The sequence below is a fragment of the Burkholderia aenigmatica genome, assembly GCF_048627025.1.
GTDB lineage: Bacteria > Pseudomonadota > Gammaproteobacteria > Burkholderiales > Burkholderiaceae > Burkholderia > Burkholderia aenigmatica.
In genome coordinates this window covers 2413303-2430849 of record NZ_CP184469.1, presented here as the reverse complement: position 1 = coordinate 2430849, position 17547 = coordinate 2413303, and the positions used below count along the sequence as shown (strand labels likewise).

The following is a 17547-nucleotide window of genomic DNA, read 5'->3' as shown; positions in this document are numbered from 1 at the left end:
CCGTGTTTGCGCACGGGTTTCCGCGAGATCGCGTGCAATCAATTCTTCATCAAGCATGGCTAAGGTGGCGAGGCTTCACGTCGTCAGTCTGTCCACCAACAACGTCCTCACTCGATGTCGTACGGAGCCTTGTCCATGCCGAATTTCGCCTTGTCCGCGAAGCGCCGCCGCGCGCTCCGCGATCGTACCGTTCCTGTCTTCGCACTCACGCTGATCGCCGCGAGCATCGGCGCGCAGGCTGCCCCGCATGACGACGGCGGCGACAGCCGTTTTGCACCGGGGTTCGTGCCCGGCTTCCTGGTGCTCAGCCGCAGCGTGTACGACAACGTGTCGAGCAACGTCCAGCCCGGCGTGATCCTGCCGCCGAACTGCGCGAAGACGACCGGCGGTTGCGGCGCGGCTGCCGGCGCGCCGAACGACGGCACCTATCCGTACGTGTGGAACAACGACCGCTACGACGGCAGCTTCGGCATCACGTCGCGCATCTTCCTCGACCAGATCACGCCGGCCGGCGGTGTCGTCAGCACGCTCGAAGTGCCGAACAGCCTGCACAAAGGCTTCGCGCACGACCAGATGGTGACGAGCTTCAGCTCGAAGTCGGAACTCGGCCTGCACCTGTCCCTCGACGGCAGCTATCTGACGTTCATGGGCTACGTCGCGCCGGTCAACGCGATCGACGTGTCGAACTCGAACACGCCGCTCGCGGTCGATACGACGAACCCGGACGGGCAGAACGTCTATCGCGCGATCGCGCGCGTCGATCGCCACGGGCATTTCCGCTTCACCGAGACGAACGCGTACAGCGGCAACAACGGCCGCGCGGCGATCCTGAACAATCGCGACGGCCGCGAGATGTACTACACGTCGGGCAACGCCGGCAACGGCTCGAACCCGCAACCGGACAACGTGATCCTCGGCGCGGGCGCGCAGCTCGTCGACGGCGCGAAGCATCACGAAACGCAGCAGGATCCGGGCGTGCCGACGCCGCTCGCGAGCTTCTCGGTCACCGAACTCGGCGCGAAGGCCGACAAGATCGGCAAGGACGACAACTTCCGCGGCATCGCGGTGCACGACAACGTCGTGTACTACACGAAGGGCAGCGGCGGCAACGGCGTGAACACCGTGTACTTCGTCGATACGACCGGCACCGCGTGCCCGTCGGGCGTCGGCGTGCCGTCGCCGAAGGCCGTGCTGCCGACGGCGCCGCTCGCATACAACGCGGCCACGCTGCAGACGACGGGCCTGCCGAACAACATGTGCGTGCTGGCCGGCTTCCCGACCACGCCGAACAAGACCGCGACGACGCTCTCCTATCCGTTCGGGATCTGGTTTGCTGACGCGAACACGCTGTATGTCGCGGACGAAGGCGACGGCTACACGGGCGGCGCGGACCTGTACACGCACGCGGCTGCGCAGACGACGGCGGGCCTGCAGAAGTGGGTCTACGACGCGGGCGCGAAGCAGTGGAAGCTCGCCTATACGCTGCAGAACGGGCTGAACCTCGGTCAGCCGTATTCGGTTGCCGGCTACCCGGCGGGCAACAATTCGGCGACGGGCCTGCCGTGGGCACCGGCGACGGCTGGCCTGCGCAACCTGACCGGCCGCGTCGAACGCGACGGCACGGTGACGATCTGGGCGATTACGTCGACGGTCAGCGGCAACGGCGATGTCGGGGCGGATCCGAACCGTCTGGTTGCGGTGCGTGACGTGCTGAAGAACACGAGCGCAACGACGGCCGCGCACGAGCAGTTCGCCGTGCTGCGGACTGCGAAGTTTGCGGAAGTGCTGCGGGGGATCGAGTTCGCACCGGGGACGGATACGGGGCGGTCGCACTGAGGCGAGCGAGCCCCGGCTGATACCGGGTGACAGAGGCCCGGCTGCGCGTTTCCGCGGCCGGGCCTTTCAACTGTGTCTTAGCGCGGGTTCAATCGGTGCGTTGCGCTTCACCGTCCTTCGGCTCCGCTTGCGCCGCGCGCTGCCAGATCGGGAACATCGCGTTCTGGACCGACGTCTGCGCGTCGATGACCTTGCGGTGATCGATGCCTGGCAGGTCGAGCAGCCGATCGACCGCCGCTTTCACACCGTCGGCGTTCTGCGGGAACCCGCACGCGAACTGCTTGTTCGTATCGAACAGGATCCACCACACGTCCGATTCGTAGGGCCCCTGGTCGTTGGTTTCGATCACGACCGCGCCGAGGTCGGCCAGCGCGATTCCGTGCGTCGTGCCCTGCGGGTCGGTCGCCTCGATGCGTGTACCGGTCGTGGTTACGACCCAGCGGCTCGACGGGATGGGCGAAAGAGGCGGTGACGGTGCGGTCCCCGGTTGCGCCGCGTCGCCGGCGCCGGCGGACGCGGCGGCATCCATCGCATCCATTGGATCGACCGGTTCATCCGGCCCGATCCCCGTTGCAGGCGCGACGACGTCCTTGTTCCCGTGCCCGCCGATCCACGGCAACGCGGCGCCGCCAACCATGGCCGCAAGCCACAGGTAGTACCCGATGCCGAAAGCGTGGATCGGCTTGAAGTCCGGGCCGGTCGGAATCGTGTGCCATCCGAGCGCGAAGGCCACGGCCACGGCGAGCAGTGCGGACACGACACGGTTCGGCTTGATCAGCGCCACGATCAGCAGCGGGTTGCCGAGCCACGCGAATTGCAGGTCGAGGATCGCGAGCGGGCCGATCACGAGCACCATGTAACCGCGCCACCAGTGCACCGCGCCGATCGCATTCGGCGGTTCGGCGGCGACCGGCAGCAGCAGCGACACGACGTACAGCGCGACGAGGACGGCGCGCGCGAGGTTCAGGCGAGCGGAAGCGGTACGAGTCTGCATGTTGCCTTCTTGTTGTGCAGGGGCGAGCGACGCGGTCGATGCCGGACGGCCGTGCCGGCATTCACGACGCGTGGCGCGCACGCGTCGCAGGCGATTGTGGGCGATTCGCGCGGCGATGTCGAATGCGCACCGGACACCCGGCCTCGCCCCCCGCCGGCCCGCACCGCATCAAAGCGCTTCGACCAGCAACCGCTTGCTCTTCTCGCAATACTCGTGACATGCGGCCCGCGCGGCAGTGGCCGCGCCGTGCACGAACCGCGGCGCATCCGCCCGCCGCGACATCGACACGACGATCGACGGCGGCGAAGGTTGCAGCGGCAGCTCGACGACTTCACCGCTTTCGATCAGCGCATCGACGAACAGACTCGGAATCGCCGCCACGCCAAACCCGTCGCGCACGAGCTGCACGATCACCGAGATCGACGGCGAGCCGGTGATGCGCGTGTCCGACAGCGGTACGCCGTGCGTGTGCGCGAGCGTACGCACGATGTCCTCCAGCGCACGATGCGGCGCCGTACCGCGCCCGTAGGTGAGAATCGGCTGCCGCAGCACCTGCCGCGCGAGCCCCGTGCGCGCATTCGGCAGCAATCCGGCACGCGCGATCCAGCGCACCGGATAGTTCGCGAGCGCATCGCACACGACCGACGCCTCGTCGCTGCCTTCCACGCGGATGATCAGGTCGAGCTCGCCCGCCATCAGCCGGCGCTGCAGCACGACGCTGACGTCGACGGTCAGGTCGATTTCCAGCTGCGGATAATCGGCCGCGAGCCGCCGCATATAGTGCGGCAGCCAGCTGTGTACGACGGTCTCGATCACGCCGAGCCGCAGCTTGCCGCGCAGCGCGCTCTCGCCGGACGCAGCGGCCTGCAGCTCCTGCGTCGCCTCGACCACGGCTTTCGCATAGCCGAGCAGGTATTCGCCGTTCGGCGTGAGGCGGAATTCGCGGCTGTCGCGGTCGACGAGGACGGTCTGCAGTTCGTCCTCGAGCGCCTTCAGGCGCTGCGAGATCGCGGCCGGCGTCGCGTGCAGCGCGGCGGCCGTCGTACGGAAGTTGCGCAGCTTCGCGAGCGTGACGAAGGTTTCGAGAAAACGCGTGTTCATGGCGGTCGGACGGACGGTGGAGGCGCACTGTGCCGGTGAGGAAAAGTGAACGGAGCCGGGGAAAACCCCGAGATCCGTTAAGAAATTCTATACACGAAGCGCAAAAAAACTCGTTGGCGGCAAAATTTTTTCTTTTCTATTCTTCGCCGTATCCGATGACACGCCATCGTCATCCTGCCGACACACCGATCTGCCACAAGCCTTGACCACCATGACGCCTTCCGAATTCCGCCAGTCCGTGCGCCGCGGCGCGTTCCGCGGCCCGACCGCCGGCCACTGCGGCCCGTACGCGCAAGCGAACCTCGCGATCCTGCCCGAAGCGGTCGCGCACGATTTCCTGCGCTTCTGCCAGGCGAACCCGAAAGCGTGCCCGCTGCTGGGTGTCGGCGAACCGGGCGCGTTCCGGGTCGACGCGCTCGGCGAGGATCTCGACATCCGCACCGACGTGCCGAGCTACAACGTCTACCGCGACGGCCGCCTGACCGAACGCGTCGAATCGCTGGAAGCGCTGTGGCGCGACGATTTCGTCGTGTTCGCGATCGGCTGCTCGTTCTCGTTCGAAGACATGCTGGCCCGCGAAGGGATCGGCCTGCGCCACGTCGAGGAGGGGCGCAACGTGCCGATGTACCGCACGTCGATTCCGAACCGCCGCGCGGGGATCTTCGGCGGCCAGCTCGTCGTGTCGATGCGGCCGATGCGCGGCGCCGACGCGATCCGCGCGGTGCAGATCACGAGCCGGTTCCCCGGCGTGCACGGTGCGCCGATCCATCTCGGCGATCCGCGCGAACTGGGCATTGCCGACCTGAACGCGCCCGAATTCGGCGATGCAGTGACGATCCGCGACGGCGAGCTGCCGGTGTTCTGGGCGTGCGGCGTGACGCCGCAAACCGCGCTGATGGACGCGAAGCTGCCGATCGCGATTGCGCACACGCCGGGCCACATGCTGATGACCGACATCACGAACGCGTCGCTGGCCATATTCTGAGCTGGGGCAACGACGACCCGCACGACATACCGCACGGACGATCGCCATTTGACGGCGCATAACGACAGGAGCACCACCATGGAAAGCAAGACCCTCGCGGCGAGCGCCGCGGAGCCCGCGAGCCCCGAGCGCAACGGCCTGTTCTCGTGGTACGGGGACGCGCAGCCGCGCGAGCGCCGCGCGTTCTGGAGCTGCAAGGTCGGCTACATGCTCGACGGAATGGACACGCAGATGCTGTCGTTCGTGATCCCGACGCTGGTGGCGACCTGGGGCATCTCGCTTGCGGATGCCGGCTTCATCGGCACGATCACGCTGCTCGCGTCGGCGCTCGGCGGCTGGATCGCCGGCATCCTGTCCGACCGGATCGGCCGCGTGCGCACGCTGCAGCTCACCGTGCTGTGGTTCGCGGTGTTCACCGCGCTGTGCGGGCTCGCGCAGAGCTACCACCAGCTGCTCGCGGCGCGCGCGCTGATGGGCTTCGGCTTCGGCGGCGAATGGACGGCCGGCGCGGTGCTGATCGGCGAAGTGATCCGCGCGCGCGACCGCGGCAAGGCGGTCGGCCTCGTGCAGTCGGGCTGGGCGATCGGCTGGGGCCTGTGCGCGCTGCTGTATGCGCTGCTGTTCTCGGTGCTGCCGGCCGAGCAGGCGTGGCGCGCGCTGTTCCTCGTCGGGCTGGCACCGGCGCTGCTGGTCGTCGCGATCCGCCGCTACGTGAAGGAGCCGGACGTCTACGAGAAGGAGAAGGCCGCGCAGGCGAAGGTGGCCGATGCACCGCGCCTCACCGAGATCTTCGCGCCGAAGCTGATCACGACGACGCTGCGCGCGGCGCTGCTGACGACCGGTGCGCAGGGCGGCTACTACGCGATCACGACGTGGCTGCCGACCTTCCTGAAGACCGAGCGCCACCTCACCGTGATGGGCACCGGCGGCTATCTCGCGATGATCATCTTCGGCTCGTGGGTCGGCTACCTGACGAGCGCGTACCTGACCGACCGCCTCGGCCGCAAGCCGAACTTCATCCTGTTCGCGGTCGGCTCGATGGTGATCGCGTTCGCGTACACGTCGCTGAACCTGACCAACGCATCGATGCTGTGGCTCGGCTTCCCGCTCGGCTTCTTCGCGTCGGGCATCTTCTCGGGGATGGGCGCGTTCCTCACCGAACTGTTCCCGACCCGCGTGCGCGGCTCCGGCCAGGGCTTCTGCTACAACGTGGGCCGCGCGATCGGTGCGCTGTTCCCGTTCCTGATCGGCGCGCTGTCCAAGCAATACGGGCTCGGCATGAGCATCGGCATCTTCGCGGTCGCCGCGTACGGCGTGGTGATCGTCGCCGCGCTGACGCTGCCCGAGACACGCGGCCGCGAACTCGACGCCGCGTAAGCGGCAGGGCGCTCCGCCCTTCAATTTTTTCCCCTTTCATCGACCCCGTGACACGGCGCGCGACGCGCGCCGTGCGGCGGCGCTCGTCCTTCGATTCAACGACGCATCGACCCGACATCATGACTGACCGACACCTTTCCCCCGTTCCGTCCGACGCCGCACGCTGGCAATTCTGGATCGACCGCGGCGGCACGTTCACCGACATCGTCGCGCGCCGGCCCGACGGCACGCTCGTCACGCACAAGCTGCTGTCGGAGAACCCCGAGCAGTACCGCGACGCGGCCGTGGCCGGGATCCGCCACCTGCTGGGCCTCGCGGCCGGCGAGCCGATCACGCCCCAGCGCGTCGACATGGTGAAGATGGGCACGACGGTCGCGACCAACGCGCTGCTCGAACGCAAGGGCGAACGCACCGCGCTCGCGACGACGCGCGGCTTTCGCGACGTGCTGCGCATCGCGTACCAGAACCGGCCGCGCCTGTTCGATCTCGACATCGTGCTGCCCGACGCGCTGTACGAGACCGTCGTCGAGATCGACGAGCGCATCGGCGCGCACGGCGACGTCGTCGTGCCGCTCGATGTCCAGGGTGCCGAAGCGTCGCTGCGCCGCGTGTTCGACTCGGGCGTGCGCGCACTCGCGATCGTGCTGATCCACGGCTATCGCTACACCGCGCACGAACGCGCGCTGGCGGACCTCGCGCGCCGCATCGGCTTCACGCAGGTGTCGGTGTCGCACGAGGTGTCGCCGCTGATGAAGATGGTGTCGCGCGGCGATACGACCGTGGTCGACGCGTACCTGTCGCCGATCCTGCGCCGCTACGTCGAGCAGGTCGCGCACGAGATGCCGGGCGTGAACCTGCAGTTCATGCAGAGCAGCGGCGGGCTGACGCGCGCCGACGCGTTCCAGGGCAAGGACGCGATCCTGTCGGGCCCGGCCGGCGGCATCGTCGGGATGGTGCGCGCCGCGCAGGCGGCCGGCTTCGAGCGCGTGATCGGCTTCGACATGGGCGGCACGTCGACCGACGTGTCGCACTACCACGGCGAGTTCGAGCGCGTGTTCGAGACGCAGGTGGCCGGCGTGCGGATGCGCGCGCCGATGATGAGCATCCACACGGTCGCCGCCGGCGGCGGCTCGGTGCTCGGCTTCGACGGCGCGCGGCTGCGCGTCGGGCCCGAATCGGCCGGCGCGAACCCGGGGCCGGCCGCGTACCGGCGCGGCGGCCCGCTGACGGTGACCGACTGCAACGTGATGCTCGGCAAGATCCAGCCCGATCATTTCCCGCGCGTGTTCGGCCCGCAGGCGGACGAACCGCTCGACCGCGACGGCGTGGTCGCGAAGTTCGCCGCGCTCGCCGACGAGATCCACGCGGCGACGGGGCGGCGCGAGACGCCCGAGGCGCTCGCCGAAGGCTTCCTGGAGATCGCGATCGGCAGCATGGCGAACGCGATCAAGAAGATCTCCGTGCAGCGCGGCCACGACGTGTCGCGCTACGTGCTGACGACGTTCGGCGGCGCGGGCGGCCAGCACGCGTGCGGCGTGGCCGACGCGCTCGGGATGACGCAGGTGTTCGCGCATCCGCTTGCGGGCGTGCTGTCCGCATACGGAATGGGGCTCGCCGACCAGACCGCGATGCGCGAGCGGGCGGTCGAGGCCGTGTTGTCGGACGATTCGCTGCCGGCGCTGAATGCCGCGCTCGACCGGCTGGCCGACGAGGCGGTCGGCGCGCTGCTCGAACAGGGTGTGCCGCCGGAGCGGATCGCGACCGAGCGCCGCGTGCACCTGCGCTACCAGGGCACCGACTCGGCGCTCGACGTGCCGGCCGGCAGTGTTGCGGCGATGCAGCAGGCGTTCGAGGCCGCGTACCGGCAGCGTTACGCGTTCCTGATGCCCGGCACGCCGCTCGTGGCCGAACTCGCATCGGTCGAGGCGATCGGCCGCTCCGACGCGCCGGTGGAGATCGCGCCGCTCGCACCGCGCGGCGACGGCGATAACGCCGCGCTGCGCGCCCATTCCGCGGTGCGCTTCCATTCCGGCGGCCAATGGCACGCCGCGGCGCTGTACGTACGCGACACGCTGCTGGCCGGGGACGCGATCGACGGCCCGGCGATCGTCGCGGAGAAGAACGGCACGACCGTCGTCGAGCCCGGCTGGCGCGCGCAGATGACCGCGCAGGGCAACCTCGTGCTGACGCGCGTCACGCCGCTGCCGACACGCCGCTCGCTCGGCACCGACGCCGATCCGGTGCGGCTCGAGATCTTCAACAACCTGTTCATGTCGATCGCCGAGCAGATGGGGCTGCGGCTGCAGAACACCGCGTACTCGGTGAACATCAAGGAGCGCCTCGACTTCTCGTGCGCGATCTTCGACGGCGACGGCAACCTGATCGCGAACGCGCCGCACATGCCCGTGCACCTCGGCTCGATGGGCGAGAGCATCCGCACGGTGATCGAGCGCAATCGCGGCCGCATGCGCGACGGCGACGTATTCATGCTGAACGACCCGTATCACGGCGGCACGCACCTGCCGGACGTGACCGTCATCACGCCGGTGTTCGCGGACGGCTCGGACGCGCCGCTGTTCTATGTCGGCTCGCGCGGCCACCACGCGGATATCGGCGGCACGACGCCGGGCTCGATGCCGCCCGATTCGACCCACATCGACGAAGAGGGCGTGCTGATCGACAACTGGCAGCTCGTGTCGGCCGGCACGCTGCGCGATGCGGACACCCGCGCGCTGCTCGCGTCGGGCCGCTACCCGGCGCGCAACGTCGAGCAGAACATGGCCGACCTGCGCGCGCAGGTCGCCGCGAACCAGAAGGGCGTCGACGAATTGCGCCGGATGGTCGCGCAGTTCGGCCGCGACGTCGTGCTCGCGTTCATGGGGCACGTGCAGGACAACGCGGAAGAGGCCGTGCGGCGTGTGATCGGCGCGCTGCAGGACGGCGCGTACCGCTACCCGCTCGACAACGGCGCGGAGATTCGCGTCGCGATCCGCGTCGACCGGGCGGCGCGGCGCGCGGAAATCGATTTCACGGGCACGTCCGCGCAGCTCGACAACAACTTCAACGCGCCGAAGGCCGTGTGCATGGCCGCCGTGCTGTACGTGTTCCGCACGCTGGTCGGCGACGACATCCCGCTGAACGCCGGCTGCCTGAAGCCGCTCACGGTGATCGTGCCCGCGCGCTCGATGCTGAACCCCGAGTATCCGGCGGCGGTCGTGTCGGGCAACGTCGAGACGTCGTCGGCGGTCACCAACGCGCTGTACGGCGCGCTCGGTTGCGTCGCGTCGAGCCAGGGCACGATGAATAACTTCACATTCGGCAATGATCGCTACCAATACTACGAGACTATTGCGGGCGGCAGCGGTGCCGGCGACGGTTTCGCGGGCGTCGGCGCGGTGCAGACGCACATGACGAACTCGCGGCTCACCGATCCGGAGGTGCTCGAATGGCGCTACCCGGTGCGGCTCGACTCGCACCGGATCCGCGCCGGGTCGGGCGGCGGCGGGCGCTGGCGCGGCGGCGACGGCGCAGTGCGGCGGGTCCGCTTCCTCGAGCCGATGACCGCGTCGATCCTGTCGAACAACCGGATCCACGCACCGTTCGGCGCGGCGGGCGGCGAGGCCGGCGCGCTCGGCCGCAACACGATCGAGCGCGCGGACGGCACGGTCGAGGCGCTCGACCATATCGGCCGCGCGCAGATGGCGCCGGGCGACGTGTTCGTCGTCGAAACCCCGGGCGGCGGCGGATACGGCGCGGCGGGCTGAGCCGTACACCCGGCGCGGGCACCCCGCGCCGGGTGCGAGGCGACATTGCAACAGACTGTGGAATAAAGCCGCGCATTAACGCACGAACGGAATCAAAAATGACGGAAAATCGGGTCGCCGGCATGCGATCCGACCCTGTCGCCACGATCCTGTCACATCGCTGCCACCGAATCCTGGAATCAGCCGCAAACGCCCGCCTGGCGGGGCGCTCAGCCCGTCTCGCCGAACCCGTTGCGCACCGCCGCAACCGCGATTGAGCGGGCTGCCAATCATGAAAAATCCGGCTTGCCAATCGAGTCCCGATTCCTTGACACTCTGCTCTAAATGTGAGTGCCCATCATGATCGTCATTTGATAAGATGGCTCTCATCATTCGTTAGGCACAACCTGCGCGCATCACGCGCGAACGCCGGGTCGCATTAGCTGGAAACAAGTACGGGACGAGGCCCATCATCACGGCAATCACGGCCGCCGTTCCGGGTGCGCGCGACGCGCGGCCCGGAACGGCGGGCGGCCGGCTCGCTCCGTCTACACTGTGCGTTTTTTCTGGATCGGGGCGTCTCCATGGATGACGAAAACGATAGCGCGGTGCTCGAGGCGCATGTCGGTACGCGCAGCCCCTGCTGGCGTCTCGGCAGCGACAGCAATGCACTCGAACTGGCGGCCGTCCGCGGCCTGACCAACGTCGCCGTTGCGCTGACGGTCGAACAGGCCGCGCGCATCCGCGCGCTGACCGGCGTTACGTCGCACCTCGTGCTCGACATCGCGCTGTTCGGCCAGCCCGTCAGCCTCCATCTCGTCGGCCGGAAGGTCGACACGACCGACTGGGCCGGCACGGCCTCCGCGTATTCCGATACCGAATCCGTCGCGGGCGATCTCGCGCACGGGCTCGCGTTTGCCGAGCAGGTCGTGTCCGAAGTGAATTCGCTCGTCGTGATCCTCGACCGCAACGGGATGGTGCAGCGCTTCAACCGCCTGTGCGAGGAAGTGACGGGCAAGCGCGAGGTCGACGTGATCGGCCGCAGCGCGTTCGAGCTGTTCATGAGCCCCGAGCAGGGCGCGCAGTCGCGCAGCAACATCTCGGGCTTTTTCGCGAGCAACCACTCGTTCGCGGTCGAGCGCTACATCAACACGGTCAACGGGCCGCGCCTGTTCCAGTTCCGCAACAAGTTCGTGCAGAGCGGCAGCGGCGTCGACGAGCAGTTCCTGATCTGCTCGGGCATCGACATCACCGAGGAGCGCAGCGCGCAGCAGCGGCTCAGCGAACTCGCGAACACCGACGTGCTCACCGGGCTGCCGAACCGCCATGCGATCAGCGAGCGCATCCACGCGGCGATCGCCGCGGAGACCGCCGCGTCGCGCGGGCAGGTCGGCATCCTGTTCCTCGATCTCGACAACTTCAAGCGCGTCAACGATCACTACGGGCACATCACCGGCGACCGGCTGCTGCAGGACGTGTCGTCGATCATCAGCGGCTGCCTGCCGTCCGGCGCGACGCTCGCGCGGCTCGGCGGCGACGAATTCCTCGTGCTGTTCGAGCACGGCACGCGGCCGCTGCTCGAAGCGACCGCGCAGATCATCCTCGAACGGCTGCGCACGCCGATCCATCTCGGGCTGATGGAGGTCTACACGAGCTGCTCGATCGGCATCGCGATGCATCCGCAGCACGGCGATTCGCTCGAGACGCTGATCCGCAGCGCCGATACCGCGATGTACGTCGCGAAGGAAGAGGGCAAGCACACGTATCGCGTGTTCTCGCTGGAGATGAACCAGAAGGTCGCGAAGTACATGTGGCTCGACACGAACCTGCGCAAGGCGCTCGAGGAAGAGCAGTTCGTGCTGCACTACCAGCCGGTCGTCGATATCGCGACCGGCGACGTGCACGGTGTCGAGGCGCTGGTCCGGTGGCAGTCGCCCGACCGCGGGCTCGTCGCGCCGGTCGAGTTCATCCGCTTCGCGGAGGAGTCGGGCCTGATCGCGCCGCTCGGGCGCTGGGTGATGCGCAGCGCGGCCGCGCAGGCCGCCGCCTGGAAGGCGAAGGGGCTCGGTATCCGGATCGCGGTGAACGTGTCCGCGCGGCAGTTGCAGGACATGAACATCGTGTACCAGCTGGCGTCGATCCTCGACGCCGCGGGGCTGAAGCCCGGCCTGCTCGATATCGAGCTGACCGAAAGCTGCTTCATCGAGGACGAGGATGCGGCCAACGGGCTGATGCGCCAGTTCCGCCAGCTCGGCGCGGAGATCCATCTCGACGATTTCGGCACCGGCTATTCGTCGCTGTCGCAGCTGTCGCGCCTGCCGCTCGACGCGATCAAGCTCGACCGCAGCTTCATCACGGGCATCGACCGCAATCCGCGCTCGCAGGCGCTGGTGCGCTCGGTCGTGTCGCTCGCGAAGGCGCTGAATTTCGCGGTGGTTGCCGAAGGCGTCGAAACGCATGCGGAAGCCGAGTTCCTCAAGCAACTCGACGTCGATCACGCGCAGGGCTACTACTACGCGCGCCCGATGCCGGCGCAGGCGTTCGAGGCGTGGCTCGCGGAGACGAGAAAGCTCAGGCTGATCGCCTGAGCTTCGTTCACGAACGGGCGCCGCCGGCACGCGGCGGCGCCCGTCGCATTACACCGTGCGCAGCTTCGACACGCGCCGGTTCTGCAGCATCACGAGGCGTTCCATGTACGCGAGATCCTTCGGCTCGATCGTGAACGCCGCATGCACCCACGCTTCCGTGATGTCCATCAGCTCGGAGCGCGTCAGCTGGAACACCCGCTCGCGGGCGCGCAGCATCGCGCGCACGCCGTTCAGCTTCGGCTTCGTCACGTCGATGAAGGTGCGCGTCGCGAGATACGCGTCGCCCGCGTCGAACGTCTGGTCGATCAGGCCGCGATCCTCGTACCACTCGGCCGCGTGCGCTTCACCGGTCGCGATCAACTGCTCCGCGAGACCCCGATCGGCCTTGCGCGCGACCAGCGAATAGCCGCCCATGCCCGGGAACAGGTTGAACGCGATCTCGGGGAACCCGAGCTTCACGCCCTTCTGCGCGAGCATGTAGTGATGCGCGAGCGCGGCCTCGAAGCCACCGCCGAGCGCGCTGCCCTCGACCATCGCGATCGAGATCGCGCCGGTACCGAAGCCCGTGTAGATCTCGTACACGCCGTCGATGCACGAGCGCGCATAGGCCATCAGCAGGTCACGCTTGCCGCTGCGGATCGCGTCGACGAAGAAGCTCAGGTCGCCGCCGACGTTGAACAGCTCGGGGACGAGCGAGCCCGTCACCCAGAAGTCGAACGGCAGGCCCGAGTCGCGCGCGACGCGTGCGAGATGGATGATGTCGGTAACGAGTTGCTGGTTGAAGCACGGCCGCGGCTCCGATCGCAGCATCATCCACATGACATTACGTCCCTCTTCATAAAAGGCAGTCAGTTGCGTGAGTTCGCCGGCTTCATAAAACGGGCGGCACGCGGGATGGGATTGGAGTTGCATGGTATGTCCTCGTGAGATGTGGTTTTTGAAGACCATCGCGCCCGGTGCCGAGCGGGAGGCGAGTTCCCGCCGGGCGCCGGGCGCGAGGCATCGCCATTGTTGCGCGCGCACATTCGGCGTATCTGTGGAATGGGTCACCGGAGAGGCGCGCGGGCCCGTGCTGGACGGCGGTCGAGGACAAACGGTCGAGGCGCGGGGAGCGTCCGGCCGGGCCGGTATCGCGGCGTTCCGGACGTGACGACGGAATGCGGGCAGGCCGCATGACGGCAAACTTGAGAACGGCGCGGCAATGCCGCGTGCGACGCAGGCAGTCGTAACCGCGCATTGGCAATGCGGGGAGCGTGTCGCGACCGCTCGCCGTGCAGGGTATTCACGGGTGCCGACGGGGATCCGGCAAATTCTTTGCGGCGTTAGAATCGCGCGCCCGTTCATATCTGCGCGCCCCGTTCCGCACGCAGGGACGCAGATCTCCTCCGCGGCCGGCATCCGACGGAACTTGCCAGAGTCGGTCGGCTTCAGCCAACATTCGCATCCGGCACGGCCGCGCGTTCCGAGCGCGGCCGGCATGGAGGAGAACACGTATGTCAGAGAAACATCGGGTCCTGGTACTGGACGACGATCCGGAGGTGCGCGCCTGGTTGAGGGTCGTGCTGGAAGAGGCAGGGTTCGACGTATCGACGGCCGACAGCGCGGCGATGATGCAGCAGCAACTGGCCGCCGCGCCGCACGCGCTCGTCATCCTCGACCTGAAGCTGCGCGGCGAGGATGGCCTGACGGTGGCGCGCGAGCTGCGACGCCGGTCCGACGTCTCGATCATCATGATCAGCGGGCTGGGCGACGAGACGGACCGCGTGCTCGGCCTCGAAACCGCGGCGGACGATTTCATCACGAAGCCGGTGTCCGGGCGCGAGCTGATCGCGCGCGTGCGCGCGCAGCTGCGCCGCACGACCGAGCTGTCGATGCCGCGTCCCGCACCGAACGGCGGCGGCCCGCGCTTCTGCTTCGACGGCTGGACGCTCGATTTCGCCGCGCGGACGCTGACGCACGGCGGCAATCCGTGCGCGCTGACGCAGGGCGAATTCGAGCTGCTCGCCGCGATGGTGCAGCAGCCGTCGCGCGTCTGGTCCCGCGACCAGTTGCTCGAACATACGCGCGGCTTCGGCATCGACGTGTACGACCGGACGATCGACGTGCTGATCCTGCGCCTGCGCCGCAAGATCGAGCCGAACCCCGAGCAGCCGACCTATATCCGCACGCAGCGTGGTATCGGCTATGTGTTCGCGGTACCCGTCGTGCGCGTGTGACGCGATGCGGACGACGTTCAGGCTGGTGCCGCCCTGGAGTGTCCGGGCCAAGCTGATCGCGACGTTTCTGCTGCTGTTCGGCATCACGCTCGCGGTCGTGGTGGTCGGCGTGCTCGGCATGCGCGCGAACCAGAACGCGCTCGACGAATACGAAGCGAACGTCGTGCCGGAGATTGCCCGCGCGCTCGAGTTGTCGGACAAGGTCGCGCAGCTCGCCGCGGTCGCGCCGAGCATGATGCTGACCGATTCGCCGGACCTGCTTCACAACGACACCGAGCTGCTGCGCGGCCTGCTCGGCGACATCCGGCGGCTGTCGCCCGGCTTCGGCAAACAGCCTGGCCCCGCCGCGAAGGCGGGCGAACAACTTGCCGTGATCGACGATCTCGACGCGATCGACCAGGATCTCGCCCGGCTGCTGATCGTGTCAGGCCGGCAGCGGCAGCTCAAGGAGGAGTTGAGCGACCTGCGCCTCGCGAACGACCGCATCGGCGACAGCATCGCGCGCGACAAGAGCGTGATCGCGCAGCGCGCGCCGACGCTGCTCGAGATCTGGGCACGCACGGCCGGTGCGCTGCAGGCAGCGAACGCGGCGGAGCTCGGCAGCGCGGAAAGCGATAACGAGGCGCTGTGGCTGCGCGTGCGTGAACGCGGCGAAGACCGTCGCCAGCCGGCGCTTGCCGACGCGCTGCAGCGCCTCGATGGCGGCACGCGCAACGCGTTCGCGGTGCGCCGCGAGTTCTTGTCGAGCGAAGCGCAGACGGGCTATCTCGTCACGCTCCTGCGCGGCCACGCGGACCACCTGAGCGGCAAGTCGGCGCGCTACGTCGAGCGGTTGCGGCAGATCGCCAGCGAACGCAGTGACAAGGTGCGCAAGGTCGCGGTGTCGAGCCAGTCGGGCCTGTTGCTGCTGGCCGTCGCGGGCGTCGCCGTGGCGCTGCTCGGCGTCGCGTATGCGAGCCGCATCCTGCACAAGTTGCAGGCGATGACGCGCGTGATGGCGCGACTCGCGAAAGGGATCACGTCCGACCAGATGCCGTCGACGCATCGGCCGGACGAAATCGGCGAGCTGGCGCGCGCGTTCGAGGTGTTCCGCACCAACCTGATCGAGAAAGAGCAACTGACCCAGGGGCTCGAGTCGCAGCGCCGCCTGCAGGAGTCGGTGCTCAACTCGATGAACGACGGGGTGTCCGTCCACGACACGCACGGCAGCTTGATCGCGTGGAATCCGACCTTCGCGACGCTGCTCGGGATCGACCCGGGCGCGCTGCATGCGGGCCTGTCGCTCGCGACGCTGCGGCAGGCCATGCATCAGCCCGCGCGCTGGCGCCAGGTGTCGCGCGAGACCGCGACCCGCACGTCGGACGGCGCGCGCATTGCCGCATCGGCCGAGCTGCACCTGCGCGACCATCGAACCCTCGAATTCCACTGCCAGCCGCTTCCGGACGGCGGATGGGTGGCGGTCTGCCGCGACCTGACGAGCCGGCGCGCGGTCGAGGCAGAGTTGCGCCAGGCACAGAAGATGGACGTGCTCGGCCAGTTGACGGGCGGCGTCGCGCACGATTTCAACAACTTCCTTGTCGCGATACTCGGCAACCTGGAGCTGCTGCTGCCGCGGCTCGACGGGCAGCAGGACGCGCAGACGATGGCCGAGCGGGCGCGCCGCGCGGCCGAACGCGCGTCGCGGCTCACGCGGCGGTTACTCGCGTTCGCGCGGCGCCAGCCGCTGCAGGCCGAACGCGTGTCGGTCAGGGCGATGCTCGCGGAGATGCTCGATCTCGTCGAATACTCGGCGGGCCAGCGCGTGACCGTCGTGCTGGAGCCGGCCGCCGACGCGATGTGGGTGAACGTCGACCGCGGTCAGCTCGAGAACGCGGTCCTCAACCTGACGCTCAACAGCGCAGCCGCGATGCCGGACGGCGGGACGCTGGCGCTGGCCGCGCGCCGCGAGCCGGCGGCGGACGGTGCCGCGGCGCCGCCGGCGATCGTGCTGAGTGTCACCGACACGGGCTGCGGAATCGCGCCGGTGCTGCTCGACAAGGTGATCGAGCCGTTTTTCACGACCAAGGCGGCCGGCGAGGGGAGCGGGCTCGGGCTCAGCAGCGTCTACGGCTTCGTGCGCCAGAGCGGCGGCGATCTGCGCATTCACAGCGAGGTCGGCCAGGGAACGCGCGTCGACCTGTGGCTGCCCGAGTGCGCCGCACCCGAACGGCGCGGCGTACCGGCCGTCGTTGCGGCCGCGCCCGTTGCCGGACAAGCCGGTGCTCGCGTGCTCGTGGTGGACGACGATCCCGAGGTGCGCGACACGGCGCTCAGCCAGTTCGCGGCGCTCGGCGCGCGGGCCGACGCGGTGGCGACCGGCGACGCGGCATTCCGCTGGCTGGCCGAGCACGGCCCCGTCACGCTCGTGCTGTCGGACATCTCGCTCGGCGCGGGCGGCAGCGGCATCGCGTTCGCGGCGCGGCTCGCCGAGCGCTGGCCGGCACAGCGCGTCGTGCTGACCTCGGGCTTGCCGCCCGAGATTCATCAGACCCATCCCGACTGGCGCGCAGACCTGCCGTTCGTGCCGAAGCCGTTCGATCTCGCGGCACTCGCCGCGCTGCTGGGCTGACGCGCGACGGCGATTGTTTCGATTGTTAATGGCGCGCCGCGTTTCCGAAATTTTCGATTAACCGGACTGGAGTCTCATAGACCCACGGCACCCGGCGAC

General features: G+C 68.6%; 10 protein-coding genes. 7 read left to right on the top strand and 3 right to left on the bottom strand.

Features of this window, described 5'->3' with window-relative positions; all coding sequences use genetic code 11:
* Positions 1-135: 135 nt before the first annotated feature.
* Positions 136-1836, top strand: coding sequence for a hypothetical protein (locus ACN8ZM_RS27855; RefSeq protein WP_420211338.1), 1701 nt, complete (start codon positions 136-138; stop codon positions 1834-1836).
* Positions 1837-1924: 88 nt separating this feature from the next.
* Here ACN8ZM_RS27855 and ACN8ZM_RS27850 read toward each other — a convergent pair whose 3' ends face one another.
* Together ACN8ZM_RS27850 and ACN8ZM_RS27845 are read right to left on the bottom strand one after the other, a co-directional pair.
* Positions 1925-2830, bottom strand: a complete 906-nt coding sequence (locus ACN8ZM_RS27850; protein ID WP_420211337.1) for a hypothetical protein — start codon at positions 2828-2830, stop codon at positions 1925-1927.
* 168 nt (positions 2831-2998) lie between these two features.
* Positions 2999-3931, bottom strand: a complete 933-nt coding sequence (locus ACN8ZM_RS27845) for a LysR family transcriptional regulator (protein ID WP_089453664.1) — start codon at positions 3929-3931, stop codon at positions 2999-3001.
* Positions 3932-4142: 211 nt separating this feature from the next.
* Between ACN8ZM_RS27845 and ACN8ZM_RS27840 the strand changes: the two genes are divergently transcribed.
* The 4 genes from ACN8ZM_RS27840 (at position 4143) to pdeR (ending at position 12624) form a co-directional block, all read left to right on the top strand.
* Positions 4143-4916, top strand: coding sequence for a putative hydro-lyase (locus ACN8ZM_RS27840; RefSeq protein ID WP_089453663.1), 774 nt, complete (start codon positions 4143-4145; stop codon positions 4914-4916).
* Positions 4917-4994: 78 nt separating this feature from the next.
* A complete protein-coding gene (locus tag ACN8ZM_RS27835; protein ID WP_043178405.1) occupies positions 4995-6293 on the top strand; it encodes an MFS transporter in 1299 nt (432 codons plus the stop codon).
* Positions 6294-6412: 119 nt separating this feature from the next.
* A complete protein-coding gene (locus tag ACN8ZM_RS27830; protein ID WP_420211336.1) occupies positions 6413-10057 on the top strand; it encodes a hydantoinase B/oxoprolinase family protein in 3645 nt (1214 codons plus the stop codon).
* A gap of 563 nt (positions 10058-10620) precedes the next feature.
* Positions 10621-12624 (top strand): cyclic di-GMP phosphodiesterase, encoded by a 2004-nt coding sequence (gene pdeR / locus ACN8ZM_RS27825; protein ID WP_043178401.1) that lies wholly within the window; start codon positions 10621-10623, stop codon positions 12622-12624.
* 48 nt (positions 12625-12672) lie between these two features.
* Here pdeR and ACN8ZM_RS27820 read toward each other — a convergent pair whose 3' ends face one another.
* Positions 12673-13536: a crotonase/enoyl-CoA hydratase family protein gene (locus ACN8ZM_RS27820; protein ID WP_043178398.1), complete on the bottom strand. Its 864-nt coding sequence runs from the start codon at positions 13534-13536 to the stop codon at positions 12673-12675.
* A 581-nt stretch (positions 13537-14117) separates the two neighbouring features.
* Here ACN8ZM_RS27820 and ACN8ZM_RS27815 point away from each other — a divergent pair.
* Together ACN8ZM_RS27815 and ACN8ZM_RS27810 are read left to right on the top strand one after the other, a co-directional pair.
* The gene (locus ACN8ZM_RS27815) at positions 14118-14840 is read left to right on the top strand and encodes a winged helix-turn-helix domain-containing protein (protein ID WP_043178396.1); all 723 of its coding nucleotides are present in this window, start codon (positions 14118-14120) and stop codon (positions 14838-14840) included.
* A 4-nt stretch (positions 14841-14844) separates the two neighbouring features.
* On the top strand, positions 14845-17448 hold the full coding sequence (locus ACN8ZM_RS27810) for a PAS-domain containing protein (protein WP_420211335.1): 2604 nt from the start codon (positions 14845-14847) through the stop codon (positions 17446-17448).
* Positions 17449-17547: the final 99 nt, after the last annotated feature.

Coding starts and splice junctions, on each gene's coding strand:
- ACN8ZM_RS27855 (WP_420211338.1), top strand. CDS start 136: ATGCCGAATTTCGCCTTGTCCGCGAAGCGCCGCCGCGCGCTCCGCGAT.
- ACN8ZM_RS27850 (WP_420211337.1), bottom strand. CDS start 2,830: ATGCAGACTCGTACCGCTTCCGCTCGCCTGAACCTCGCGCGCGCCGTC.
- ACN8ZM_RS27845 (WP_089453664.1), bottom strand. CDS start 3,931: ATGAACACGCGTTTTCTCGAAACCTTCGTCACGCTCGCGAAGCTGCGC.
- ACN8ZM_RS27840 (WP_089453663.1), top strand. CDS start 4,143: ATGACGCCTTCCGAATTCCGCCAGTCCGTGCGCCGCGGCGCGTTCCGC.
- ACN8ZM_RS27835 (WP_043178405.1), top strand. CDS start 4,995: ATGGAAAGCAAGACCCTCGCGGCGAGCGCCGCGGAGCCCGCGAGCCCC.
- ACN8ZM_RS27830 (WP_420211336.1), top strand. CDS start 6,413: ATGACTGACCGACACCTTTCCCCCGTTCCGTCCGACGCCGCACGCTGG.
- pdeR (WP_043178401.1), top strand. CDS start 10,621: ATGGATGACGAAAACGATAGCGCGGTGCTCGAGGCGCATGTCGGTACG.
- ACN8ZM_RS27820 (WP_043178398.1), bottom strand. CDS start 13,536: ATGCAACTCCAATCCCATCCCGCGTGCCGCCCGTTTTATGAAGCCGGC.
- ACN8ZM_RS27815 (WP_043178396.1), top strand. CDS start 14,118: ATGTCAGAGAAACATCGGGTCCTGGTACTGGACGACGATCCGGAGGTG.
- ACN8ZM_RS27810 (WP_420211335.1), top strand. CDS start 14,845: ATGCGGACGACGTTCAGGCTGGTGCCGCCCTGGAGTGTCCGGGCCAAG.